Origin of the sequence: Cuspidothrix issatschenkoi CHARLIE-1 (assembly GCF_002934005.1) — a bacterium.
In the GTDB taxonomy this organism is placed as follows: Bacteria; Cyanobacteriota; Cyanobacteriia; order Cyanobacteriales; family Nostocaceae; genus Cuspidothrix; species Cuspidothrix issatschenkoi.
Genome location: NZ_PGEM01000004.1, coordinates 22,721 through 48,621 on the forward strand (window position 1 = coordinate 22,721; position 25,901 = coordinate 48,621).

At 36.9% G+C, this 25,901-nt stretch carries 20 protein-coding genes and 1 tRNA gene; 6 read left to right on the top strand and 15 right to left on the bottom strand.

Features of this window, described 5'->3' with window-relative positions; translation table 11 throughout:
* Window positions 1-382: 382 nt before the first annotated feature.
* Together CUN59_RS00600 and CUN59_RS00605 are read right to left on the bottom strand one after the other, a co-directional pair.
* Entirely contained in the window at window positions 383-1,237 is an 855-nt protein-coding gene (locus tag CUN59_RS00600; protein ID WP_104386044.1) for an indole-3-glycerol phosphate synthase TrpC, read from the bottom strand.
* A 170-nt stretch (window positions 1,238-1,407) separates the two neighbouring features.
* Window positions 1,408-1,629 carry a HetP family heterocyst commitment protein gene (locus CUN59_RS00605; RefSeq protein WP_104386016.1) on the bottom strand — a complete coding sequence of 74 codons (222 nt, stop codon included), beginning with the start codon at window positions 1,627-1,629 and terminating at the stop codon, window positions 1,408-1,410.
* Window positions 1,630-2,708: 1,079 nt separating this feature from the next.
* Between CUN59_RS00605 and CUN59_RS00610 the strand changes: the two genes are divergently transcribed.
* Window positions 2,709-3,584 (top strand): response regulator transcription factor, encoded by an 876-nt coding sequence (locus tag CUN59_RS00610; RefSeq protein ID WP_104386017.1) that lies wholly within the window; start codon window positions 2,709-2,711, stop codon window positions 3,582-3,584.
* Between the two features lie 96 nt (window positions 3,585-3,680).
* Here the strand turns inward: CUN59_RS00610 and CUN59_RS00615 are convergent, their stop codons facing one another.
* From CUN59_RS00615 to rsmA, 3 genes are all read right to left on the bottom strand, one after another.
* Window positions 3,681-4,004: a DUF3082 domain-containing protein gene (locus CUN59_RS00615; protein ID WP_104386018.1), complete on the bottom strand. Its 324-nt coding sequence runs from the start codon at window positions 4,002-4,004 to the stop codon at window positions 3,681-3,683.
* Window positions 4,005-4,022: 18 nt separating this feature from the next.
* Complete coding sequence (ispE, locus tag CUN59_RS00620) at window positions 4,023-4,967, bottom strand: 4-(cytidine 5'-diphospho)-2-C-methyl-D-erythritol kinase (protein WP_104386019.1); 945 nt, start codon at window positions 4,965-4,967, stop codon at window positions 4,023-4,025.
* Between the two features lie 127 nt (window positions 4,968-5,094).
* Complete coding sequence (gene rsmA, locus CUN59_RS00625; RefSeq protein WP_104386020.1) at window positions 5,095-5,967, bottom strand: 16S rRNA (adenine(1518)-N(6)/adenine(1519)-N(6))-dimethyltransferase RsmA; 873 nt, start codon at window positions 5,965-5,967, stop codon at window positions 5,095-5,097.
* A 174-nt stretch (window positions 5,968-6,141) separates the two neighbouring features.
* On the opposite strand from rsmA, the gene CUN59_RS00630 reads away from it, so the two are divergent.
* The gene (locus tag CUN59_RS00630) at window positions 6,142-7,482 is read left to right on the top strand and encodes an S-layer homology domain-containing protein (protein ID WP_104386021.1); all 1,341 of its coding nucleotides are present in this window, start codon (window positions 6,142-6,144) and stop codon (window positions 7,480-7,482) included.
* A gap of 91 nt (window positions 7,483-7,573) precedes the next feature.
* Here the strand turns inward: CUN59_RS00630 and phnE are convergent, their stop codons facing one another.
* From phnE to CUN59_RS00670, 8 genes are all read right to left on the bottom strand, one after another.
* Entirely contained in the window at window positions 7,574-8,368 is a 795-nt protein-coding gene (gene phnE, locus CUN59_RS00635; RefSeq protein WP_104386022.1) for a phosphonate ABC transporter, permease protein PhnE, read from the bottom strand.
* 2 nt (window positions 8,369-8,370) lie between these two features.
* Window positions 8,371-9,156: a phosphonate ABC transporter ATP-binding protein gene (locus CUN59_RS00640; protein ID WP_104386045.1), complete on the bottom strand. Its 786-nt coding sequence runs from the start codon at window positions 9,154-9,156 to the stop codon at window positions 8,371-8,373.
* Window positions 9,157-9,420: 264 nt separating this feature from the next.
* Complete coding sequence (locus tag CUN59_RS00645) at window positions 9,421-10,395, bottom strand: phosphate/phosphite/phosphonate ABC transporter substrate-binding protein (protein ID WP_104386023.1); 975 nt, start codon at window positions 10,393-10,395, stop codon at window positions 9,421-9,423.
* A gap of 274 nt (window positions 10,396-10,669) precedes the next feature.
* The gene (locus CUN59_RS00650; protein WP_104386046.1) at window positions 10,670-11,128 is read right to left on the bottom strand and encodes an HmpF-related protein; all 459 of its coding nucleotides are present in this window, start codon (window positions 11,126-11,128) and stop codon (window positions 10,670-10,672) included.
* 157 nt (window positions 11,129-11,285) lie between these two features.
* Window positions 11,286-14,360 carry a valine--tRNA ligase gene (locus tag CUN59_RS00655; protein ID WP_104386024.1) on the bottom strand — a complete coding sequence of 1,025 codons (3,075 nt, stop codon included), beginning with the start codon at window positions 14,358-14,360 and terminating at the stop codon, window positions 11,286-11,288.
* 281 nt (window positions 14,361-14,641) lie between these two features.
* The gene (locus CUN59_RS00660; RefSeq protein WP_104386025.1) at window positions 14,642-16,633 is read right to left on the bottom strand and encodes an ABC1 kinase family protein; all 1,992 of its coding nucleotides are present in this window, start codon (window positions 16,631-16,633) and stop codon (window positions 14,642-14,644) included.
* Between the two features lie 315 nt (window positions 16,634-16,948).
* On the bottom strand, window positions 16,949-18,292 hold the full coding sequence (locus CUN59_RS00665) for a hemolysin family protein (RefSeq protein WP_104386026.1): 1,344 nt from the start codon (window positions 18,290-18,292) through the stop codon (window positions 16,949-16,951).
* A gap of 100 nt (window positions 18,293-18,392) precedes the next feature.
* Window positions 18,393-19,094 carry a hypothetical protein gene (locus CUN59_RS00670; protein WP_104386027.1) on the bottom strand — a complete coding sequence of 234 codons (702 nt, stop codon included), beginning with the start codon at window positions 19,092-19,094 and terminating at the stop codon, window positions 18,393-18,395.
* A 771-nt stretch (window positions 19,095-19,865) separates the two neighbouring features.
* On the opposite strand from CUN59_RS00670, the gene CUN59_RS00675 reads away from it, so the two are divergent.
* Window positions 19,866-19,938, top strand: a tRNA-Ile gene (locus CUN59_RS00675).
* Between the two features lie 8 nt (window positions 19,939-19,946).
* On the opposite strand, the gene CUN59_RS22555 is transcribed toward CUN59_RS00675, so the two are convergent.
* Window positions 19,947-20,546: a DUF5331 domain-containing protein gene (locus CUN59_RS22555; RefSeq protein ID WP_104386028.1), complete on the bottom strand. Its 600-nt coding sequence runs from the start codon at window positions 20,544-20,546 to the stop codon at window positions 19,947-19,949.
* A gap of 100 nt (window positions 20,547-20,646) precedes the next feature.
* Window positions 20,647-20,958: a (2Fe-2S) ferredoxin domain-containing protein gene (locus CUN59_RS00685; protein ID WP_104386029.1), complete on the bottom strand. Its 312-nt coding sequence runs from the start codon at window positions 20,956-20,958 to the stop codon at window positions 20,647-20,649.
* Window positions 20,959-22,139: 1,181 nt separating this feature from the next.
* Here CUN59_RS00685 and CUN59_RS00690 point away from each other — a divergent pair.
* The 3 genes from CUN59_RS00690 to CUN59_RS00700 are packed head-to-tail and all read left to right on the top strand — an operon-like array spanning window position 22,140 to window position 25,805.
* Window positions 22,140-22,622, top strand: coding sequence for a chemotaxis protein CheW (locus CUN59_RS00690; RefSeq protein ID WP_104386030.1), 483 nt, complete (start codon window positions 22,140-22,142; stop codon window positions 22,620-22,622).
* Window positions 22,603-23,892 (top strand): CheR family methyltransferase, encoded by a 1,290-nt coding sequence (locus CUN59_RS00695; protein WP_104386031.1) that lies wholly within the window; start codon window positions 22,603-22,605, stop codon window positions 23,890-23,892. The genes CUN59_RS00690 and CUN59_RS00695 overlap by 20 nt, the downstream gene beginning before the upstream one ends.
* 56 nt (window positions 23,893-23,948) lie before the next feature.
* Window positions 23,949-25,805 (top strand): HAMP domain-containing methyl-accepting chemotaxis protein, encoded by a 1,857-nt coding sequence (locus CUN59_RS00700; RefSeq protein WP_104386032.1) that lies wholly within the window; start codon window positions 23,949-23,951, stop codon window positions 25,803-25,805.
* The last annotated feature ends 96 nt before the right edge of the window (window positions 25,806-25,901 follow it).

Sequence of the window (25,901 nt, forward strand, 5' to 3'; positions counted from 1 at the left end):
ATTTCGGGATTTTTTTACGAACCGGAGAGATACAGAGATCACAGAGAAAGAAAAAATGGTAAAATCCTTACATCTGATTTAGGAAAGTTAGATCCCCGACTTCTCTAAAGAAGTCGGGGATATTGTTGTTCATAACTAATTTAGGATTAATATAGCCGTAGATAATAGCGTTAAGACCTAAAAGACTTTTAAAACTGTCACTTATCACCTATTATATACAGCAGTTTGCGAAGTTATGAGGTACACATTTTGCGGGCAAGACTTGTACTGACCTTGTTGTTCGCGTAGCGTAGCGTTAGCCATAGTATGCCCGCACCACAAAAGTTTGATTATGGTTGTACCTCATTTGAATGAAATATGCTGTATATTCATCCCAAAATGTCTAATGATGGATGGGAAATTTAGATTGCAGGAGATTTTTTACAGCTAATTCTAAATCATGTTCTTTGAGTAGAGATTCTCCCATAATCACCGTTTGGACACCAGCTTCAGCCACAAAAGATAAATCTTCAGGAGTTTCTATTCCTGATTCGCTAATAACTAAAATGCCTAACTTTTGGAGTTGCGATCGCCTAGCGTCCATTAATTCCTGAGTGATGTGAATATTACTACTAAAATCACTGTAACTCTGGTTATTAATAGAAATTATCCGAGCATCTTCTAATTCTAGAACCCTATCCAAATCATGTAAATTATTGACTTGAATAATAGCATTCATCCCTAAGTAGTAAATAACTCGTAAAAAGTTTTTTAATTCCTTATCTGTAAGAATAGCAGCTATTAATAATACTGCATCTGCACCCGCCGAACGGGCTAGATAAATTTGGCAGGGATCAATAATAAAATCTTTGCAAAGTAGGGGTATTGCTACTCTATATCTAATCGCCCGAAGATGATCAAAACCTCCTTGAAAAAATTTTTTATCAGTAACTACAGATAAACAAGATGCTCCACCCCGTTTATAGGCTTGGGCAATAGTAACTGGCTCAAAATCTGGTCTAATTAAACTGTGATAAAAAGATGATTTTTTAACTTCTGCAATTAAGCTAGGTTTATAAATACTCTGCTGTAAAGCCGTGGAAAAGTCTCGCACAGTGGGAGCAGAACTTAATTGACGTTGTAAAGAAGCCCAGGTCATGTCTTGTTGCATTTTTGCAACTTCTAGCTTTTTGTGCCATATAATTTCTTGAAGTGTTACTGGCATCTGATGATTATGAATTGTACCTGGATAGATCATAAAATCCATATAATGGTGATTAATTCGGACTGTAACTTTACCTTTCCTTTTTCTTTAATCAAAAAAAGTTAAACATATCCAGTTTGAAAATTTAACCATTTTGATGGGATATTAGGAGTATGCACTTGAGTAAGTTACAATAAATCTGTTAATTTTTGCGAAAACCCTGACTAATTTTGTTGAGAATTTCCGAGTAAGCAGTTGGTTTTCAGCAATCTGATATAAGTACGATAGGGTATATAGTCTATGGGATTGTAACCAGCAAATTGTAAAACTAAAACACAAGCCCAAGAATATTTACCCGCTATAATTGCTTTGATGATTTGTTCTACTTGTTCAGTTTTAATTTTTTTGTTGATCGCCGCATTATATCCGCTAATATTTTGGTTCATAAATTGCACTCCTGTTTCTAAACAATAATCATTTGTAGCTGCAAGGATGTTTTTTAAATCTGATTATTTATTAATCCAATCGGCTGTCTTCTTTAAGACTACCTAAAATTCACATCCCAATACATGAGCTTTTTTTTGATCAACTTGATTATTTTTTTGATCTTATTTTTACATTTAATAAAATACCAGATTTTTAATTTTTTATGTGTAAACTTAGTCTAGTTGTTTTCTGCTAATTATTTGGCATAGTTAAATTAATTTACTTGAATTATCAAGCGTTTAGTCAGTTCTTTAATAATTTTAACAAGCAATGAATAATCCGTATAATTATCACCTACTCTCCAATCTTTGTTAACTATTATACATAAACTTTATTTATATTTTTTTAAAATTACTTCTAGGAATTACGCACTGTACAAATCAACTATGATGTGCATGAACGAAAATCCGTCGTTTCAGGCTTTTAGCGATTAACTTCTGTTCAATAGCTATCGCTTAAAAATCATCAAAAAATAATCTTAAAATGCCCCAAAACCATACCCCATATTTGGTTGATCCTGTCAATGCGTAAATCCTGACTTCTTACTTATGAAGGATGCTAAATAATTTATGGCAAATTAAAGCTAAAAATTTATTCCTCTAGACGGATGATTTTGTATATTGTTCCGTTGTTGAATGAAAATAAGACAAAATCTAGTAATATCGGCTAAATAACTGATAATTTAGCTATTTATTAGAAATCAGAACTAGAAGATCCCAAAAATATGGATTGACAATATCGCTACATTATGTATATACACTCAAGTGTTCACGTAACTCCATAAATCAGCAGATAAACAACAATTCTTGAGCTTATGCAACTAAGTTGAAATTCCTGAAATTTTGTTGATAAAATTCAGATGTATTCAAACTGAACTATAAAAACAGCAAAGAGAAATTATTGATATAGATAATTAACTCTTTGCTCTAGTTTTGTTAATTTTGTGTTGCCTATTGTTCAAATCATATCTATATTGATGAGTTAGTCACGTTGCGAATTTAGTAATAGTTAAAAACACGAATCTCTAGCAATTTCAATTATGTACCCAATATCAAAAAAAATAATTGTCATTGATCATGACGATATAAGTCGCAATTTTGTTTTAGATTCTCTTAAGTCTCATGGCTATTCTGTTATAGGGGCAAAAAATGGGCTGATGGGCTTGGAACTAACCAAAAAATTTCTCCCTGATTTGGTAGTTTGCGATTTAGTAATGCCAGATATGGATGGTTGTACTGTCTTAAGTAATTTACGGGCAGATCGTTTAACAGCAATTATTCCGTTTATTTTTCTGACAAATATTAATAGTAAAATATCCTGGCGAAAAGCTATGGAATGGGGAGCAGATGATTATTTAACTAAGCCTGTGCAGAGGGATGAGTTACTGCGAGCGATCGCTATTCGATTAGAAAAACAAGCTCTGTTAAGATATTGGTATGCTACAAATGCTCATCCAGCATTATTAACAGAATTACCCACTACATCCGTAAATTCTCAGTCAATTTTTCCTAATCTTCCCCATCTACAAAATATTTTTGATTATATTGAAGCTAATTATCATAAAGGAATTACTTTATCTGATGTGGCTGAAGCGGTGGGTTATTCTCAAGCCTATTTAACTAACCAAGTGGCTAAACAAACAGGCAAACCAATCAATGTTTGGATCGTTAAACGGAGAATGATTGCCGCCATATCTTTACTAGAAAATACTAATCAGACAATTGAAGAAATTGCGGCCAATCTTGGTTATCAAAATTCTTGTCATTTCTCCCGCCAGTTTCGCCAACATCATGGTTTATCGCCAGCAAATTGGCGCAAAAAAAATCAGTTAAACTCAGGTGCAAAAAATACTAAGTTGCAATTTCTCAAAAATACTTCAGAATTAGTTACACCCGTAGCTTTAGGGAGAAATTAAGGCAGGAGGCAGAGGAGAAGGATTAATCCTTTTTGTCCACAATCAAAAATATGCAAATTAAATTTTCCTCAGCTTAACAGGCTTTTACATCTTGCCCTAATTACTTTTGGAAGTAGTTAATTTTTGGATTAATAATTGTATTGATAAGGCGAATAAACCTAATGCAACTAAACCAAATATTCCCGCGCCCAAGGCTACTATACCTACTACTAAAGTTCGCACAGCAGAAGCAATATTAATCACGGTTTGGTTGTCAGAATGGGTAGGTTTATTGGCAAAAGTCGTAGCGATCGCTATCATTAAAGAATAGGCAGCAAAGGAAAATCCTCCCGATATAATAGACCCAGTTACACAACGTAAAGGAGTTATTTCTACCTGAGTTGAACTATCTGCTGCTGGTGTTTGTTGTGGTTGATTCATAACAGTGTTAGTAATAAATTAGGCGATTTTAATTCCATGTTTAATTGTTCGGGTCACAAACAATTCTAAATCCTCATCAGGAATAGCTTCTCGTATGCGCTGCTTGACTATTTCTCCTTGGGCTTGAGATTCAACAATGGCAAAAACTGAAGGGCCTGAACCTGACATCATTGTACCTAAAACCCCGGCTTGACTAGCGAATAATTCCCGTAATTGCAAAACTTGGGGATAGGCTGGTAATACAACTTTTTCTAAATCATTATGTAATTCTTGAACTATTTTTGTGGTGTTCTTATTTGAAATGGCTTTAACCATAGCTTCGGAATGAAAAGCAGTTGCACGAGCTGCTAAACCTTCTGAATCTTGAATGTAGTTAATCCCAAATAATTGGCGGTAGGTTTTGTATGCCCAAGGTGTAGAAACTTCTAAACTGCGATATTTAGCTAAGACTATATGTAAATTATCTAAACTTTGTAGGGGTGAAAGTTGTTCACCTCTACCAGTAGCGATCGCTGTTCCTCCACCAATACAAAATGGTACATCTGAACCCAGAATAGCACCTAATTCTTCCAATTCTGATTGAGTTAATCCTAAATCCCAAAGTAGATCCATTCCTACTAATACTGCTGCGGCATTTGTCGAACCTCCAGCTAAACCAGCAGCCACAGGAATATGTTTTTTAACAGTTATATCCACCCCACCAAAATTACTATAGGCATCGGGAAATTTTTCCGCCATTAATGCGGCTGCTTTATAAACTAAATTAGTTTTATCTGTGGGGACTTGGGGATGATCACAATAAACGCGGATATTTTCAGTACTGGCAGCATGGATATCAATTTGGTCAGATAAATCTATACTTTGCAGTATCATCGCTAACTCATGATACCCGTCAGGGCGACTACCAATAATTTCTAAATACAGATTGATTTTTGCAGGTGCAATTAAGCTATAGGAACGCATAACAGGAGATGATTAACGGTTGACGGTTGACGGTTGACAGTTGACAGCCAACACAAAAGATAATGACAACAGATTGCAGATCCATGAGGTACAGAATCTAAATTGAAACCTATACACAAAGTCAATTTTACTCCTGTACGGGCGAACGGCCGTTTGTCCCTCCTGACTCCTGACTCCTGCCCTCTGCCTCATTTCCGATTATATTTACCAGTGATACCCATTGTGCAACGCTAAGGTCTTCGGCGCGGACTTGGGGATTTATTTCTAATTGTTCCAGTAATTGCGTCAGGTGATCTCGTTCAATTACCGATTGCAAATTATTTCTTAACATTTTGCGCTTCGACCCAAATCCCAATTTCAACAGATTTTCTAGCTTTTTGGGGTCATTAGCCGAAATTTCTATTTGTTTCGGAGTCAACCGGACTACAGCAGAATCCACCTTTGGTGGTGGATGAAATGCCGCAGCCGGAACTGTACAAATTAAATCGCAATCTGCTAGATATTGCACCCTCACCGACAACGCCCCAAAAGTTCGAGAACCAGGTTTAGCATATAATCTTTCTGCTACTTCCTTTTGAATTAACAACACAATAGAATCAAAAGGTTGGGGGTTAGGATTGGCAATAGTTCCTAGTAACTTTTCAATAATTGGCCCCGTGATATTATAAGGAATGTTAGCAACAACTTTATTTTGCTTTTGAAAATTAGGAAAAGCTGTTAATTGGGACGGTAAATCAAGGGTGAGAAAATCACCCTGTAGAAGTAGGAAATTTTCTTTTTCACCGATTTGTTTTACCAGTAATTTACATAAATCTCTGTCAATTTCTACAGCCAGTAAAGATTGCACCAATGGTAATAACCGCCGGGTTAAAATTCCCGTACCAGGACCTATTTCCAAGACTTTATCAGTCTTTTGACAATTAGCCGCTTGGACAATTGCATTGAGAGCTTTATCACTTTTTAACCAATGTTGAGCAAACTGTTTACGAGGTTGAATCATAGTAAACAAAAATCAGTAAGTATCAATTATGTCTTTTTTATTCCCTGACTACAGGAGTAAACATGGGGAATCAAAGCGGATTTCTATAGCAACTTACCTGATGACAGAAGTTCCCCAGTCACCCAGCCCCAAAAATGCTAGTGTAGGAGGTGAAAATCAATTTGTGATTTCTTTGTGTTTTCCCGTAACTACCCTGCTGTATTCCTGAGTTTAGCTGTTTTACTATCCTTAACAGCCTGTACTAACAGTCCATCTGCCAAAAATCTAGAACAATCATTAGCTGCTGATCCTCAGTTGCAAAATAGTCCTGCTCCTTTTGGCAAACCTCAGAGTCAGCAAGTAACACCAAACCCAAACACATCAACAATTCAGTTACCTGCTGATTTTCCCCCAGATATTCCCGTTTATGCCAATGCCAAATTAGAGGAAGTTACACCAACTAATTTTGAAAATAAAATATCAATTCGCTGGCAAAGTGCAGATCCTAGTAATATAATCACTAGCTTTTATCGTCAACAATTTCAGGCTAAAAACTGGGAAATTGTCCAACAACCTCAAGACGATATCGAGGGTGCTTTTACAGCTAAACGGAATAATTTAGTTATCAACGTCACAATTAAACCACAAACCGTTACCAAAGCTGAACCCAATCAACCCCAAACAGCTACTAAATTAGTAATTGAATATTCCCCTAATTCTCAAAGTACGGCCAAAAACCCAGTTAACCCACCCAGCGATACTCAGTTTATTGGTCCAAAATTACCTCAGACTAATAATACTCAGGTAATCACCCAACCAACTACCCAACCGGAGATATCCGCAGCACAAGAATTTGTTGATATTCAAAAAGCGCCTCCAGAATGGCGAAGCCTTCGGCAAGCACAGCTAACGCATATTCAAGACTTAGCGGCATTGGGCGTTTTATCCATTGAACCCAAAACAAACGAATTTATCCCTGATAAAATTATTACCCGTCGAGAATATGCCCGCTGGTTAGTTGCCGCTAATAATGCCATGTATGCTAAGAACCCAGCCAAACAAATTCGGTTAGCATCCTCCAGCACTCAACCAGCTTTTAGGGATATCTTAGCCAAAGATCCTGATTTTCCCGTCATTCAGGGATTAGCCGAAGCAGGGTTAATTCCCAGTGCTTTGTCTGGAGATGCCACAGCAGTTTTATTTCGTCCCGATGCACCGCTAACGCGAGAACAATTGTTATTGTGGAAAGTTCCTTTAGATACCCGTCAAGCTTTACCCGCAGCCAATTTAGAAGCCGTTAAACAAACATGGGGATTTCAAGATGCAGGTAGCATTGAACCAAAAGCATTAAGAGCAGTTTTAGCTGATTTCCAAAATGGCGAACAATCGAATATTCGCCGAGTTTTTGGCTATACAACCCTATTCCAACCGAAAAAACCCGTTACTCGCGCTGAGGCTAGCGCGGCCTTATGGTATTTCGGTACTCAAGGTGAGGGAATGTCAGCTACAGAAGCTTTAAAACTCAAAGACAGGTGAAAATAAGAAGAAGGCAGGGTAGCAGAGGAGAAAATTATCTTCTTATTCCTTCCTTCTTCCTTGATCTTTCCTCCTGAACTCCTGCCTTCTCCTACATTGACTCTAAATAACGCCTTAGCTTACTACTAAACCAATCAATAACTGTCACTACTATTAATAGCACTAACATCATAGTTGTAGCTTTGGTATATTCAAACCCATCTATATAACTTTTTAACTGAAAACCTATACCTCCAGCACCAACTACTCCTAAAACCGAAGCCGCACGGATGTTATATTCAAACATCCATAGGGTATAACCTAAACCTAACGGTAATATTTGCGGTAATATCCCATACTGGGCAATTTGGATTCTAGATGCACCTATAACTTGTAAAGATTCTAAGGAACGATGGTCTACTGATTCTATAGCTTGTTGATAAAATTTTGCAAGATAGCCAATGGTATATATTGATAATGCCAATGTGCCGGCGGGTGCGCCCAAACCTGTTGCAGCAACAAAGATTAAACCTAAGATAATTGACGGTACAGAACGAACAGCATTTTGTAATAAGTTGGCTATCCATCTTAACCATAAAGGGGCGATATTACTGGCACTAGCTATGGCAATTGGTAATGATAAAATTGCCCCTATGGATGTTCCCCATATAGACATCTGTACAGTCTCAATTAATCCTTTAACCGCAATATTTAAAACTTTCCAATCGGGAGGAAATAACCGAGAAATAAAATCAATAATATAAGGACTACTATCTTTCAGTAGTTCAAAATCAACTTTTAACCCCTGTAATGCCCAAATATAAACCCCTATCATAAATAGGAGAACAAGTAGAGGAATAAACCAAGGATAACGATTTAAAAATTGCAGACAATAACTATTCTTCATGGTTATTTATTGATATAGGAAAACTTCTCTTGTAAATTGTCGCATTTACCATCATAAATAACTTTTCCACTATCTAAAATTATTGCTCTTTCGCCATATTTTGTCGCTAGGGATAAGTCATGTAAAACAGTTATGATAGTTAAACCTTGTTGATGTAATTCTGCTAAAGTTTCCATTACTTGCTGTGAAGCAATTACATCTAGTCCTGTTGTGGGTTCATCAGCTAAAAGTATTTGTGGAGATTGCATTAATGCGCGAGCTATGGCTACTTTTTGTTGTTGTCCACCACTCAATTGACCAGTTTTTTGATACATTTGTTCTTTTAAACCTAATTGTGTTAATAATTCTAATGCTAATGTGCGATCGCGTTGAGGAAATCCAAATAAAGTTTGTTGGGTTTTTCTCACTCCCAATTTGCCACATAATACATTATCAATAGCTGATAATTGGCGAATTAATCCCCCTCCTTGAAATAACATCCCCACATCTCGACGAATTTGGGTTAAATTTTCTTTTGTCAGAGAAACACCATTAACTTTAATTTGTCCTTGCACTAAAGACACTAAACCAACAAAAGATTTCAATAATGTTGATTTCCCTGCACCATTTAAACCTAATAAAACTACAAATTCTCCTTGATTAATTTGACAGTTAATATTATTCAAAATTGGCCGCTGTAGAGATGAAACATAATCTGACTCTACATGAGAACATTCAATACAATTCACGTTGCTTTTAGATAAATTGGATAAATGGAAATTGGTATTTGCTATTTGGTAAATAGTCATAACTAAACCTGCTGACAAAATATCATAAACTATAAGATCCCAGACAGCACTTTTTCCTGTGAAATGTCGAGGTTCTAAATTCTCATCAACCATAGCTATAGCGATTATAATTAGGACATTAGATAATCTTCATTTATAAGAGTTTAGCAATGCTAAACCCTTACTAATTATAATTTTTACGTCCTAATCTTAGTGGCTGTGGCTATAATTTATCGAAGGTAGAAGAGGGTGAACCCAAAGCATGATTTGTTCCTCCTGCTTCCTTTAAGGTTCTATCCCTGCATTTTTTAACGCTTCCCTCGCTGGTTTAAGATGGCGATTATGATCAACTCTCACCAATTCGGTAGAATTATATAAGCTAGTGAGCAATTGATTATTTTCTGATTTATTCAGCTTTAATAGAGCATTAATTAACTTTTCTCTCATTAAAACTGGAACATCATCATCAATAGCAATACCATGGGCAGGAACACCAGAAATCTTATGTAAAACTCTAACTTTATCTCTATTTTCTGCGGCTAAATAAGGGGGAAAAAGAGCATATTCTGATACTACAGCTACATCCGCTTGACCTCTAACTACTGCATCTAAGGCTTTGCTGTAATTACCACCATAACTAATTCTACCAAAGAAACTATCTAAACTATCTCGATTAGGAATAAAACCCTGTTTTACTAACTCACTTACTGGAAAAATAAACCCAGAACCAGAGGTAGGAGAAGTAAAAGCCATATTTTTTCCTCTGAGTTGTTCTAAAGTTGCTTTGGCAGAATTTTTACTTTTTAATGGACTATTCTTGGGAACAACAAAAACAGAATTATAAGTGTATCTACCAGAGTAATTTTTGCGAACTTCCGCCAAATATAAACGAGAATTTGCTAATTGTTCAGCTTTCAACGCGGGACGGCTGCTTAAAAATGCTACATCAGCACGATTAGCTCTTAAAGCTTCTACTGCGGCTGTATCATCACCAACTTGCGCTTTGACAGGAATTCCTATTTCTTTGGATAAAAATGCAGCTACATTATTAGCCTTATTTTGCAAGTCGGTAGAATCAGAACGACTAGGAAAAACTATAGTTAAAGTTTTCATTTTTTGAACAACTAAGCGTGGTGCTAGTTGATTTACAGGAGAGTTAGCAACGGCTATTTCCATAGAACCTAAACCACTGAAAACTGTACTAGTCAAGGCTAACAATCCTACACCCACACCCCATAACCCTTGTTTGCCCATGGTCATTTTTCTACTCCACCAAGAATAATTTTCAATATTTTTGCAAATTACTTGCAATTACTTCTAAAAAAAACTTTAGATCTTTTAAGAATAAAAGTCAATAAGGTAGAAATTTTTTATGTCAGGACTAATACAATTCTTCATATAAATGGGTTAAATTAAGTCGTGTTAAAGCGAAGAAAGTCCATAGGGATATGTCACATAAATTTTATAAAATCAATGTACTTGAACTTTGGGGTACCAGCATCTTGCCCGTAGTACCGCTTATTTATCCTTTTATTTATCCTTCTGTTTTTTCACGGCCATTTCTTTCACATTTAATACTTTCTTCTAGTGCCTCTATTTGTTCACGACGGGCTTCTAATTCCAAACTACGACGAGCTAAATCTTGATTTTGTAAAGTTAGATTTTGCTGCCAACTTTCGACTTTTTCAGCTTCTTGTTTAAGAAATTCAGGAGTAATTCCTGTAGAAAGATAGGTTTGAACTAAATTAATTACCCATGGGGTAGCATCTTCAAATCTTTGAATTTCACCTGTGGGAGATAGTTCAACTAATACTAATAAGTTATTACTGATAGCATTAGCTTTTCCCAAAAGAATTAAAGTTTCTATGGCTAACACCACGCTATCGCTGTCGGCAATTGTTAACCAAAAATTTTCTGATTCTTGACGGGCTAATAAATGTAATTGATATTGATCTAAAAAAGCATTTTTATGTACTTGAGCTAGATATAACATAATTTTTAGGGAATAGGGAATAGGGAATAGGGAATAGGTAAGAGGGAGGGAATAGGGAATAGGGAATAGGGAATAGGGAATAGGTAAGAGGGAATAGAAAATAATCACCAATTACCAATCACCCATTATACCTAATAATAAACTACACAGGCGATAGCTAAGACAACGTTTGCAGACGTATGCGTAAAATCTCTGCTTGTTTTTGGGCTTCTGCTAATGTCTCTCTGGCAGTTTGAACTACATCTGCGGGTGCTTTATCTACAAACTTAGAATTGCTTAATCTAGCACTTAAAGATTGTGCTTCCGCTTCAGCTTTTTGCAAGCTTTTCTCTAATTTTGCCCGCACAATTTCAATATCTACAACACCTTTTAAGGGGATGACTACCTGTACGGTCCCGACAACACCCGCAATGGAATTTTCTTTTTCTGGCGGTGGTGGTAATTCTGTTTCTATAGGTGTTTCTGCGACTATTGCAGTGGGTGTTTCACTGGGTGGGAAGTATTTCGCTAACAACTTCCCTCTAGCTTCAGCATTGAGTAAATAGCGAATGATAAACCAGCCGGTATAACCCAAACCAATGATTTCAAAGCTAGTACCAAATAAGGGAATATCTAAAACAGTATTACCCACAAATGTACCTACTCGCAAACTAATTAAGGCGATAATAGTAATAGCAATGATTTTAATGCCATCCAAATATTTAGGATATTCATTATATTCATTATCTACAACTGGTAGAATTTCTTCTGGAGTAATAACTGGACTAACATTAACATTGGCATCAACAATTGTTAAAGTTTCTACCTTGGCTAAATCTTGAATATAAGCCTGTCCAGCAGTGAGAATAAATATTTCACTTTCGCTTTCACTTTGTAAATTGGCAGTAATTTTTACCCCTGGTTTAATATCTGCTTCTGCCCGTAAATTGCGAATTGTGCGAATTGTGCCAATCAATAAATCAAACTGTGTTTCTAAGGCTGAATCAATCAAGTTTTCATCGGCTTCAGGATAGGTTTGTAAAGGCAAAAGTTGGGGATTTTCTGCAGGTTGTTGGGTGAGAGTTTGCCAAATTTCCTCTGTAATGTGGGGCATAAAGGGATGGAGTAATTTTAAAATCCCTTCGAGAATATAGGCAATGATTTGTTGGGCAACTTTGCGAGATGTAGGTTCTGCATCTTTCTGTAATCGGGATTTAACTAATTCAATATACCAATCACAGAAATCACCCCAAATAAATTCATAAAGTCCCTTTGCTGCTTCACCTAACCCATAATTATCAATGTCATGATTAGTTTGTTTAACAACTTGGTTGAAACGGGAAACAATCCATTTATCACTTAATTCTGTGGGAATTGGTTGACCTAATTGGGCTGGAGTTTGTCCATCCAAATTCATCATTACAAATCGGGCAGCATTCCACAACTTATTGGCAAAATTGCGAGAAGCTTCGACCGAAACAGATTCATCTTTTTTTCGGTCATATTCTAAACGAATATCTTGACCAGCGCCCGCTACTTCCTTAATTAAGGTATAGCGTAAAGCATCAGTTCCATATTTAGTAATCAACAATAAGGGGTCAATGCCATTATTTGCTGATTTGGACATTTTCTTATTATTTTCATCCCTGACTAAACCATGAATGTACACAGTTTTAAAGGGCATTTTTCCAGTAAAATGTGTACCCATCATGGTCATTCTGGCTACCCAGAAAAAGATAATATCAAAACCAGTAACTAAGGTAGTGGTGGGGTAATATGTCGCTAAATCTTGAGTTTCCTCTGGCCAACCTAACGTGGAAAATGGCCACAGTCCCGAAGAAAACCAAGTATCTAAAACATCGGGGTCTTGAACTAATTTTACATCTTCCCCAAATTGCAATTTGGCTTTTTCTAAAGCTTCCTCTTGATTACGGGCGACGAAATAAGGGGTAGAGTCGGTAATTTCTCCCTCAGTTTCGCTGACAGCATACCAGGCGGGGATTTGATGCCCCCACCACAACTGACGAGAAATACACCAATCACGCAGATTTACCAACCAATCACGATAAACTTTAGACCAGCGTTGAGGAACAATTTCGGGGGAATCTTGGGTATCAAGGAAATCTAAGGTTTTATCAGCTAGGGGGCGGATTTTCACAAACCATTGAGTAGAAAGCAAAGGTTCAACAGGGACTTTTCCGCGATCGCTATAGGGTACTGTATGCTTATATTCCTCAACCTTGACTAAAACGCCCCCAGCTTCTAAACGGGCTACCAGATTTTTCCGCGCCACAAAGCGGTCTTGACCTTGAAAATCACCAGCATTTTCATTGAGTGTGCCGTCCTTATTCATAATATTAATGAACGGCAAATCATGACGTTTCCCCATTTCAAAATCATTGGGGTCATGGGCAGGTGTCACCTTAACGCAACCTGTCCCAAAAGTCGCGTCTACTAATTCATCACCAATAATGGGGATTTCCCGGTTCATAATTGGTAAAGTTACGGTTTTCCCAATCAGGTGTTTATATCTGTCGTCATGGGGATTAACCGCCACACCTGTATCACCTAACATGGTTTCTGGGCGAGTTGTCGCCACTTCCAGAAAGCCCGAACCATCGCTGAGGGGATAACGGAAATACCACAGATTCCCATTTATTTCCTTGGGTTCTACTTCTAAATCAGACACCGCCGAACCAGAAGCGGGACACCAATTCACTAAATAATTACTACGATGAATTAATCCTTCTTCATGAAGGCGAATAAATGCTTCTAAAACAGCTTTCGATAAACCCTCATCTAAAGTAAAGCGTTCCCGCGTCCAGTCTACGGATACCCCGAAACGTTTTAACTGGTTAATAATTGTCCCACCAGATTCCGCTTTCCATTGCCAAGCCCGTTCTAGGAACTTTTCCCGCCCCAAATCATGGCGAGTTTTACCTTCGGCTTTGAGTTGCTTTTCTAAAATCGTTTGTACTGCAATGCTGGCGTGGTCAGTTCCCGGTAGCCACAGGGTGTTACGTCCCTTCATGCGGTGGTAACGGACAAGGGTATCAATAATAGCCCCCTCAAAGGCGTGACCCATGTGCAGACTGCCAGTAACGTTAGGTGGAGGGATAACGACGCAGTAGGGTTCGCCTTTGTGGTTGGGGTCAGCTTTGTAAACTTGATTGTCTTCCCAGAATTTTTGCCATTTGGCTTCTGTGGAGAAGGGTTCGTAAAGACTGGGGAGATTAGGAATAGTTACGGTCATGCTGGGAATAATAATTGGATGACAACTTTAATCAATTTTGCCATAGCCTTGGAAAACCGTAAGGATTCAGAGTTGATCACTTTGTGTGTATATGGGAATAATATTTGATTCTTGAAAAGATACGTAGGGTGCGTTATGTTATCGCTAACGCACCATTATCAAGGGTTTGGTGCGTTACTGATCTCATCCTAAAGCACCCTACAATACTACAAGGGTTTGGATATCATCAAAACTCATTTTCATACATCAAATCAGCAACGCCACAAATCATAGTTCAGACATTATTCAGATGCTAATAATTCCCGAATTATCCGAGTTATAGCCTTTTGAGTAACACGGGTGGCAATTTGTTGACCTAAAAGTTGTACTCCAGGATTAACAATGATTTGGGCTAATTGGGGAGCTAATTTTGTCGCATCAAAGCCTTTAGTTTCTCGCAAAATCCCGGCGATCCGTTTAATATATTCTAGGGTTTGTTGTTGTTCAACGGTAGCTGAGGGAATTTGGTTTACTGCTGTTATTCCTACTCTTTCTCTGAGTAGATAAGTGAAGTTATGCAGGGCATTTTTACTAACAGCATCTATACTGTAGAAAAATTCATCAACTAATCTATCCCTAATAAATGAACCGCGTTCAGAAGAGAGAAATTCTACTCCTTGATTGACAACTAAGTTGAGATCATATTCTTGGTTACTACGGGCATTTTTTAACAAGTTTTCCAAACGATTCCAACGGAATTTACCATCTTTAAACAGCAATTCTTTTAATGAAGTTCTTAACTCATCGGCGGGATCTGTTAATAGCCGTTTAGCAACATAAGGATAGGCTTCACTGAGAACTTTGAAATTGGGATCTATATAAATGGCAATCCCTTCTAAAGTCACAAGAGAACGAATAATTAAAGCGTAATAGGGTGGTACACGGAAGGGATATTCATACATTAAAGCCGATAAATCATCGGTGATGCTTTTAATATTTAGATCCGCAACACTTGCACCTTGGGCATTAGCAAATACCTTCGCAAAGGCTGGAATAATAGGGGTGAGATCGGTTTCTGGACTGAGAAATTCTAACTTTACATAGTCCTTGGCTAAACTATCAAATTCTCGGTTAACGACGTGAACAATGGCCTCAATTAAACCATAACGTTGGGGAGGTTTAACTTCGCTCATCATGCCAAAATCGAGATAAGCTAATTTACCATCCATCGTCGCTAATAAGTTACCTGGATGGGGGTCAGCATGGAAAAATCCATGTTCTAATAACTGACGCAAAGAACACTGGACACCAATTTCAATTAAATATCGGGCATTGATTCCTAATGCGGCAATTTTTTCCGGTTGAGTTAATTTGATCCCGTTAATCCACTCCATCGTTAAAACGCGACGGTTGGTGTATTCCCAGTAAATTTTTGGTACATAAATATCTTTCATGTGACCATATAATTCAAAAAAGCGTTCTGCATTTTCGCCTTCATGAATGTAATCCATTTCTTCAAAAATGCGATCGCCTAACTCATCCAAAATCCCGACTAAATCACTACGAACTCGTTTCACGTTGCGCTGTACCCAGCCAGCCAAATTCCGCAAAATATACAAATCTATAGTAATTCGTTCCCGTAAATCTGGGCGCTGTACTTTAATTGCAACTTCTTCTCCAGTTTTCAATTTTCCTTTGTATACCTGTCCTAAAGAAGCCGCCGCAATTGGTTGAGGAGACAATTCTGCATAAACTTCTGTCGGTGGCGCTCCCAATTCTTCCTCAATAAACTGATAAGCTATTTCATTAGGAAAAGCTGGTAATTGATCTTGGAGTCTTGTTAATTCTTCTAAATAAGTTGGCGGCACTAAATCTGGTCTAGTAGATAGGGCTTGACCGATTTTAATGTAAGCTGGCCCCAACTTTGTTAATAATTCTCTGAGTTGAACGGCGCGACGACGTTCATTTTTAACCACAATTTTCCATTGCTTATCCCACCATAAGCCAAAGGCAAAGGAAAGAGTTGGTTGTAAAACCGTCAAAATCCGCCGAAAAACCTGCAAAAATTGTCTACTATATTGTGCTTGTATTTCTACAGGATCATATAGCACCGTCTCCGGTTCTGACCCCATTGTCAACCGCGCCCTATGTCTTGGTTGTCGAGAAACTTCCGCCGATTTAATTACTAAAGTCTCCGTACTTTGTGCCGCTACTACTTCAATTACGGACAATTCGCCTCCGCGACTGTCCTCCTGACTTGTTCGAGAACTAGGGGGAAGTGTCTTAACCATCATGAAGAAGCCACCAAATATATCAACGTTGTTAAATATTGTAACAATATCTTGTCTTTGCGGGATATTTTCCCTTGAAATTATTATCTGTCATAGCAGAAGGCAAGGGGTAAGAGTGAAACCCTTGCTATGATTAGTTTTAGGGTGCGTCAGATATCAGAAATCTGTTTATTTACATGATTTATGCAGTCTGACATGGTTGGCGGGCTTGCCGAACCACACCCCACCAATGTTCCAGTTGCGTAAGTTCTATTGTTGATGGATGATTCCCGCTACAAACAAATATTCTGACTCGGTGACTCGGTGACTCCTGAATTCTTACTCTAAAATTTTAATTTGAATTTGGTGCAAACGTGGACCAATAATTGAGATAATCGTAAATTCCAGATTTTCATAATTGAATATTTCTCCTTTATTGGGTATTTTCTGCCATTGATAAAGTAAAAATCCGCCTAAAGTTTGATATTCTCTAGTTAAAGGTAAATTGAGCTGCAAAACTTGATTAACTTCTTCTAAATAAATTTGTGCTTGTACTAAAAATGTCTGTTTATCTAACATTTGAATCAATAATTCATCACGACTATCAGTTTCACCAGCATTACCAATAATTTCGGCAATAATATCTTGAATAGTTACCAATCCCACCGTACCACCAAACTCATTCACAACCATCACCATCGCTGGTTTCTCGTGCTGCATCATGGGCAAAAGTTCACTTAAAAGAGTCTGTTCTGGAACAAATCGCGGGGAATGCATCCAGGTTTTAATTTCTGTCTCTGGTGTGATTTTTCCTAAAGCTAAAGGTGGTGCCAAATCTTGGAAGTAAACTATACCGCGAATGTCGTCCAATGATTCCCCAATGATGGGATAACGGGAGTGACCTGTAGATATAATTTCTTTAAGTAATGTGTGAAATGTGGCGTTGATGGGTAGGGCAATGATGCTAGTTCGGGGAATCATGATATCTTCAGCAGTAATATCGCCAAATTCAAAGACATTATTTAATAGTTCCCGTTCTGCATTTTCCAAACCTGTAGATTCTCTTTCGGTAGAGATAATTAATTGTAATTCTTCTGGTGTGACTGGCGGTCGCCAACTTTGACCTGTGTATTCAATTCTAAATAATCTTAATAGCCAATAGTTTGATTGATTCAAGATCCAAATAAAAGGACTGAAAAAACGGACTATTGCTTTCACTGATGGGGCTAAAAATCTCGCTAACTTTTCTGAATACAACATTGCTACTGATTTAGGAAATAATTCTCCTAAAACAATTTGCAGATAAGCAATGGCAAAAAAGGCAATGGGGACTGATATAGAATGAGCTAATAAATAATTAAATCTCAAAAATAAAGGCCAGGACTCAAACCATTGATCTACTAAGACCGCTATTGTACCTTCTCCAATCCAACCTAGTGCCAAACTAGAAAGGGTAATACCTAATTGGGCGGTGGATAGTAGTCTATCAATACTCTTTTGTAATGTTTCTACAGCGATCGCTCCTAAATCCCCAGTTTGTACTAACTGTTGGATACGAGTTCGCCGCACTGTCACCATGGAAAACTCTGCCATCACAAAAAAGGCATTGATAGCAATCAGCACTAGCACGCTAAATAACCGCAGCCCCACATCTGTCAAACTTAAGGTAGAAAAAGCACTCACTGTCTAAGTAGTCTAGAATTTACCCGATGGAAAAAGGTGGAAATTTTGGCTTTTTAAACTGAAGTCTAAAAAACACAATTCCCAAATCGGAAATTGAAAGTTAATTTGTTTTCTCTACAGGAATATCCGACAATTGTAACTTGAGTTTTTGAGTCGGGTAATCCGTCAAAGACAGAGATATCTGTTTCACATCATCAAGTAAAGTGGTAGGAATACTAATTGTACCTTTAAATTCGCTACTTTTGCTAGGTAATTCGGCGGGTAAGCCTTCCGTAATTCCGCTTAACGTTCTGCCTTTATCGTCAATGATATCTAAAAAACTATAGAGAAACCTGACAGAATCACCACTTTTGTTCTGCATATTTACTCTTAGCAATAAATCACCACCCGAATAGCGCACAGATTTTACAGACATAATTACGCCTTCACTTTCAGCAACCACGGGAAAACCTGGTTGAATAGTTTCTTCTGCGGGTTCAGGGGTGTCCTTGGGTTGTGGCTTATTAACTTGAATATTTTCTTCATCTTCTAACTTTTCTGCTTTATTATCCTGGTTTTTATCCCTGATTCTGGCTTTAACAACTTTAAGAATATCTTCTTCTTTGAGAAAAGTTGTACTTTCTTGTTCTGGATTATTACCTTTATTGCTTTTAAATTTCGCCACAGGACGACCATCAGGCGTAGTGACCCCTTTAAGTGCCATACTTCCCAAGGTAAATCCTAAAAAACCACTAGCAGAACCTGCTCCCAACATCAGGGTTAACAAAATTAAAGTTAATAGTACAGTGGTATTATTTTTCATCTAAACCTCCAGGAGACCCCCACCAAAACTGTACTCAGTTTGGTGATGGGAGGAATGGAGGGTTAATTGTGAAACGTCCCTTGAGTAATTTTGTGCGCCAGCACAAACAATAAAAGGGACAGTTGAGCAATTAACAAATCTTTGATTTTCCATATTCGTAACTGTCTTTGTGAATTGATTTACTGGATTAATTAGGAAAGAGTGGTCTTTTTTCAGTGTCTAAAACAAATACTTTGGACAGAATATTTTGCTCCGAAGAGCCTCCCATTTCTGGGGTAATGTTAGCTTTGACAATGTTAGAGGTCGGTAACTATCTTAAAAGCACTGGTTTAACCCTTAAGCCTGTTTAACTTTTAAGTTCTAGAGCAGGGAACTAGCTACGCATTCCCTGGTAGGTCTTTAACTCTTACCTCTAACGTAGTTCCGTTAAGAACTGAGTCTGATCAACTAGGCTTTTACAAGCCCTCACTTACCCGAAGGGAAGTGATGGGTGGTTGACCCGAGTCTAGTTATTACACAGCGAAAATAGGAATTGAGATTTAGTTACTATATATGCTACTAGGGATTTTTAAATTTGGCTTTGCTAGGACTGGCAAAATCTGCCCCCAGGTGTTATTTATCTGGAAACTGAACTACGGTCAAAATCTGCAACTGTTTTTAATGATAGTTTACAGGTTGCCAAATTATGGTAGGATGGTGTAATGTGGTCATAGTCAAAGTCATAAACTAATGACTAAACAGCAAATACCAGGTTAAATTCCTAGTAAACACGCGCCTTTGGCCGATTGGGGAGGCAACGAACTCATAATTCGTCTTCAGGCTGGTTCGATTCCAGCAGGGCGCACTTTAGACCTATTCAATTGCTCCATTACCTTTACCTGGACACAATTCATCTATCCAAGCGATAAAAGAACTACCAAGAGGAGATAAGGCTGAGGGAATAGTATTAGTGATTCTTTGTGATGAGTATGCACGCTTGGGTATTTGTTCCCTTTCTACCGCCACAGGTAGTTTATTTAAAGAAGGATAATAGTTGAATGTACCCACTGCCACCACGGACACACCTGTATTCATTTTCAATAACACCTGTTGACGTTGTTTTGATCCAGATGAATCTGTCAAGGGTATCTGCATAGGAGAGGTACTAAGAATCTCATTTTTAGCCAGAGAATCCTGGGATTTTAATAAATTTAACTCCTGTTCAGGATTAAAGTGTAAACACAACGCCGTAATTATTTGATCAGGATTATTGTTTAAATCTAAAATGAAGGGCAGGATTTTTTTTAACTCCGGTTCTAAAACAGATAAAGTGGCTAAAATGTAACCGGAAGAAGGTCTACGGATACCATCATAATCTTTCCAAATTCGCATTTTTACAAGCCAAGAGCGATTTTGTTTGTAATAATTTAGCCACTTGGTTTTTAAAGATTGACGTAGACGCTGAATATCCATTTATTTCCTCACTGTATTGTGATATTCAGGAAAATTAGCCTGAAACTTTCTTTAATTTTGACTTTTGACTTGCTGTTGTGCATTTTAAATCCACAACAGCTTACCCGTGGGGATGAAACCGATAATACAGCATTTTCTTGACTCTTTGACCACCTAATAAATGTTGTTCTACCAGTCGAGGTATTTCTTGGGGTGAAACCCGACAATACCAAACCATCTCCGGTAAAACTAGCACCATTGGACCGTTACCACATTGACCTAAACAGCCACTAGCTGTAACTGTCACATTAGGTGTAGGGAAAGCCTGTAAAGCGGTTAAAACTTCATTTGCACCTTGTTTTCTACAAGTACGATGTTGACATACTTGCACACAAATAGGAAGAGATTCCTTTTGAGTTGGTAGATCCGACATTTTTATACTCTTAATTGGCTGACAATATAGCAGAAGGTAAGAGGCAAGAGTGACATTTTTACTATGATTAGGTTTTTGCAACATCGCATCCTATCAAAATTGCCCTAATATTACATCCTTCTAGGGAGAGAATAGAAAGTAGTGAAAAAATTAAACCCCCTGAAAACTTTTTCAGTATTCTCTAAGAGAATGTTTGAAAAGTCTCTCATAGTGTATCAAATATTTTTAGATCCCCCTAAATATCCCTGAAAAAGTAGGATTTTAAATCTAGTTAACCCCTTATTAACGGGGTTAGGGGGGATCTAAAAGTATTAAAAATAACCATCTCAAACTTTTAAAACAACCTCTAAGAGGGAGAAATTCTTCCATAAATTCTCCAAAAACTGCATTGATATTTGTGATCCTTGAGAAGCATTAATTATCGTCACTATAGTAATTTCTATTCAAGTTAAGTATAAGTACAAGAAGTAACCATTAAACATCTGGTGAAAATTATCGTAGGGACAATTCATGAATTGTCCCTACAAGGGTTTAGTGGTTATACATATTTAATTACCACCAGATGTCTATTAAACGAACGCGGATGAACACAAATGTTTTACCATTAAATCCTGTACTCTGTTCCCTATTCCCTGCTATCAGTCTTAATTTTAACTCTATTCAAGAATAGAATAGGAGACTGTGGAAGTCTTCAACAAATTATCAAAAAATAGCTATTTTTCAGCCTTGACATCTAATTAATAAGAGATACATTTATAGAAACTCATTTTTGCATATTTAATTTCTTGCTTTTGTTGACTATATCAAATTGAGCAAATTTATACCTGTATAGGTAAGCGTATACTAATGACACTAGATACATTAATTACCCCGGAAAAGATTGTCTTAGAGGGTAGGATTTTTACTCTCCTAGACTCCAAAGAGATTTCCGAATCGCCTTTTGTACTCAGCGAAAGACCACACACAGCAAACAATTACAGTTAAAGATGATGATTTATTCCTCGTCACGGATATTACTACTAAATATGTATAAATTTTGTCACAAATATAGTGTAACATCAAATAAGAGTTGTAAACTTTAGTGTGTTTAGGACTGATATTTCATACCATGCGTAAATGATAACCAGATTTTGTGTACTATATAAAACAAGTTACTTAAATTTTTCTTCAGGTAAATTATCATGTTGATGCTACTTTTCCAGATTAGTAATGATTTATACGCTATTGAGAGCGCCCGTGTAGTTGAGGTTATACCTAGAGTGGCTTTACGAAAAATACATCATGTCCCGGAGTATCTAGCCGGATTATTTAATTATCGAGGTAAGATGATCCCAGTCATAGACCTGTGCCATTTAATCCGACAAACACCCAGCCGATTTTGTCTCAGTACCCGTATTATTATGGTTAGTTACCCTAGTCAAAATTACGGAGAACAATATTTGGGATTAATTGCGGAAAAAATTACAGACACTTTAGATAGACCAGAAGGCAATTTTGTAGATTCTGGTATTCGTATTAAAAAAGCACCATATCTAGGGGGTATGCTCATGGATCAAAAAGGCATAATTCAGCGGATTCATTTAGAACAATTATTTGCTGATGTCCAAAATACCTACTTATTGACTGCGGGAGAAGGTTATATAAATGATTTGTCTAGAAATTGAAAATCTATTATGTAAAAAGATAGGCATTGATGCCAATATTATTGGCTCTAAAAAAATTGCCAAAGCGGTAGAAACTCGCCGTTCTATTTGCGGTGTTAATAAGTTAGAGGATTATTTACATATTTTACAAACATCACCTCTAGAATTTGATGAACTTGTGGAATTAATTGTTGTTCCAGAAACCTGGTTTTTCCGAGATATTCAACCTTATGATACTGTGAGAAATTATGTCAATTCTCAATGGTTACATGAATCTTATACTAGTAAACTGCGCTTGTTAAGTGTTCCTTGTTCTACTGGCGAAGAACCCTATTCTTTAGCGATGACATTGTTAAATTTAGGCTTACATCCCCATCAATTTCAGATTGATGCAATTGATATTAGTAAAAAAGCTTTAGTTAAAGCCAGAATAGGAATTTATGGGCGTAATTCTTTTAGAGGTAACAACCTAGAATTTCAAAACCGCTACTTTAAATTGATAGATAAGGAATATGAAATATCTGATCAAGTTAAGGCTGCTGTTAATTTTAGTCAGGGTAATTTATTAGATTCCCAGTTTTTATTGGACAGAAAACCCTATGATATTATTTTTTGTCGCAATGTTTTAATATATTTCGATCCATTATCTAGGCGAAAAACATTAAAAACATTAATTAATTCCCTAAAAACAGAAGGATTAATATTAGTAGCTGCATCAGAAACAGGAGAATTAGCTAATCTAGGAGTAGAAATAATTCGGTTAGATGGTGTGTCTGTAGGGAGAAAAAGATTGTCCAATACCAAAAATATCTTTGTAGACTTCTCTTCTATAAATCATCATCAGTCCCAAGAGCAGAAAATTCATGTTCCCAAAATAACCACTCAGATACCTCGCAACTTTACACCTATAAGTACCGACATTAATCACCAGCAAAATCTAGAGATTCACCGCCTATTAGATGATCAGCTAATCACAAAACAGACTAATGATTGTAATTTAGAGACAATCCGTAGTTTAGCTGATTCGGGTGATTTAACCGCAGCCATAGAACAATGTGAACAATATTTACAGGTAAATTCTACCGATGCAGAAGCTTATGTTTTACTGGGTGAGATATATCAAGCACAAAAACTAGAATTACAAGCGGAAGAATGTTATCAAAAAGCAATTTACCTTGATCCCAAAAACTCAGAAGCTTTACTACATCTAACTTTCTTAAAAGAACAAAGAGGAGATACTGCTAAAGCAAATATTTTAAGACAAAGGTGGCAAAGGTTACACAAAATGTGAGATAATCATACTCATTTGTAAAAAAACGATTCATTAAAATCTAAATAGGGCAATTTATGTTCAGAAATTTAAGTGTACGGACACGGTTAGTTGGCGGATTTTTATTTATAGGTTTACTTGTCTTAGTAGTGGGTTTAGTCGGCTGGAATATAAATTTACGCCTGACTCAGGCCGTGAATACTCTAAGTACAAATAGTCTGCCGAGTATTACGGGACTGTGGAAAATTAATGAAGGACAAACCCAAATAGAATCTTCAGAACGGGCTTTATTGAATACTGACCTTGATTTAGCACAAAGAGATGCTGAAGTCATGAGAATTAAACAAGCATGGCAACAAATTGATGAAGGTTTTAAACAATATGACCCCACATATAAAACAGATGAGGAACAGAAATTATATACTCAATTACAAAGTGCTTGGAGTGAATGGAAAAAGAATCATGAAAAATTTATGCAAATGAATGAAAAATTTGAAAGTTTAGGTATTCTTAACCCAGTAAATAAAGAAATAGAATTAATGAAATCAAATCCGGTAAATACTTCAGAACTAGCATTAGTCAGAAGGGCAAATACTGTGTTATCGGAATTAAAACAAAAAGTTCAAGATAATCGCTCTTCCTTTGAAATGGCAACCAAATCACTGCTTGCAGATATTGAATTAAACGAAAAATTCGGTGTTGAAACTAGTAAACAAGCTCAAAAAGATTCTGAAACAGGTACATTTTGGTTATTGCTGGTTTTAGTAATCGGCCCTGTAACTGCGATTATTTTTGGTGTTACCTTTAGTGAGTCAATTTCTTCAAGTGTCAATGAATTAGTGAAAGTTTCCCAGTCTATAGCTAATAGCAATTCTCAATTACCAGGATCATTCCAGACAAAAGACGAACTAAGTAAACTACAAACTGCTTTTTATACAGTAGCATCTAAGATTGGTGAATTGGTGAATATTGCCCAGAAAATATCTAGTGGAGACCTAACCGTTCAAATTCAGCAAGCAGATACTCAAGATGAAATTGGCAAATTACAAAATGCCTTTTTTACCATGAACAACGATTTAAACTCTTTAATTCGTCGTATTCAACATTCAGGGGTACAAATTACCACTTCTAGCACACAAATTGCGGCATCTGGTAAAGAATTAGAAGCAACCATGACTGAACAATTAGCATCTACAAACGAAGTAGCTGCTACTGCCCAAGAAATTGCTGCTACATCCAAAAATTTAGTCAAAATGATGGAAAAAGTAGCGGAGATGACTAACGTTACCGCCACTGATGCCAGTGAAAGTCATAATAAATTAATAGACATGGAAAACTCCATGCGGCAATTAGCGGAGGCGAGAACTGCTATTACTTCTAAATTAGGAATAATGAGTAAAAAAGCCGGCAATATTAATAGTGTCATTGTGACAATTACGAAAATTGCTGACCAGACTAGTATTTTATCATTAAATGCCGCCATAGAAGCAGAAAAAGCCGGAGAATATGGGGCAGGATTTGCCGTAGTAGCCCGAGAAATTCGCCGATTAGCAAATCAAACAGCGGTGGCAACTTTAGAAATTGAACAAATAGTTAAAGATATGCAATCTGCGGTTTCTACGGGTGTAATGGAAATGGATAAATTTAATAACTCTGTGACTAATAGTGTGGGACAAGTTAACCTCATAAGTAACCAAATTGGTAAAGTTATTAATCAAGTACAAAGCCTACCACCGCAATTTATCCAAGTGAGTGCAAGTATGGAAGAACAATCTCAAGGAGCAATTCAAATTAGTCAAGCTATGGAACAATTAACAGATACTTCCCAACAAACTGTTGATGCTTTGCGGGAAACTAATGGTGCATTGGAACAATTAGAAGAAGCGGCCCAGTCTTTACGGTCAGAAATTTCCCATTTTCAGGTAAAAAATTAACCATACTTACAAAACCTGAGTCCTTCAGTTCTATAGTTAGGAGTTTAGGGCTACTAAACCATTATATATTTAGGTTTTTCGGCTAATTGAAAATCA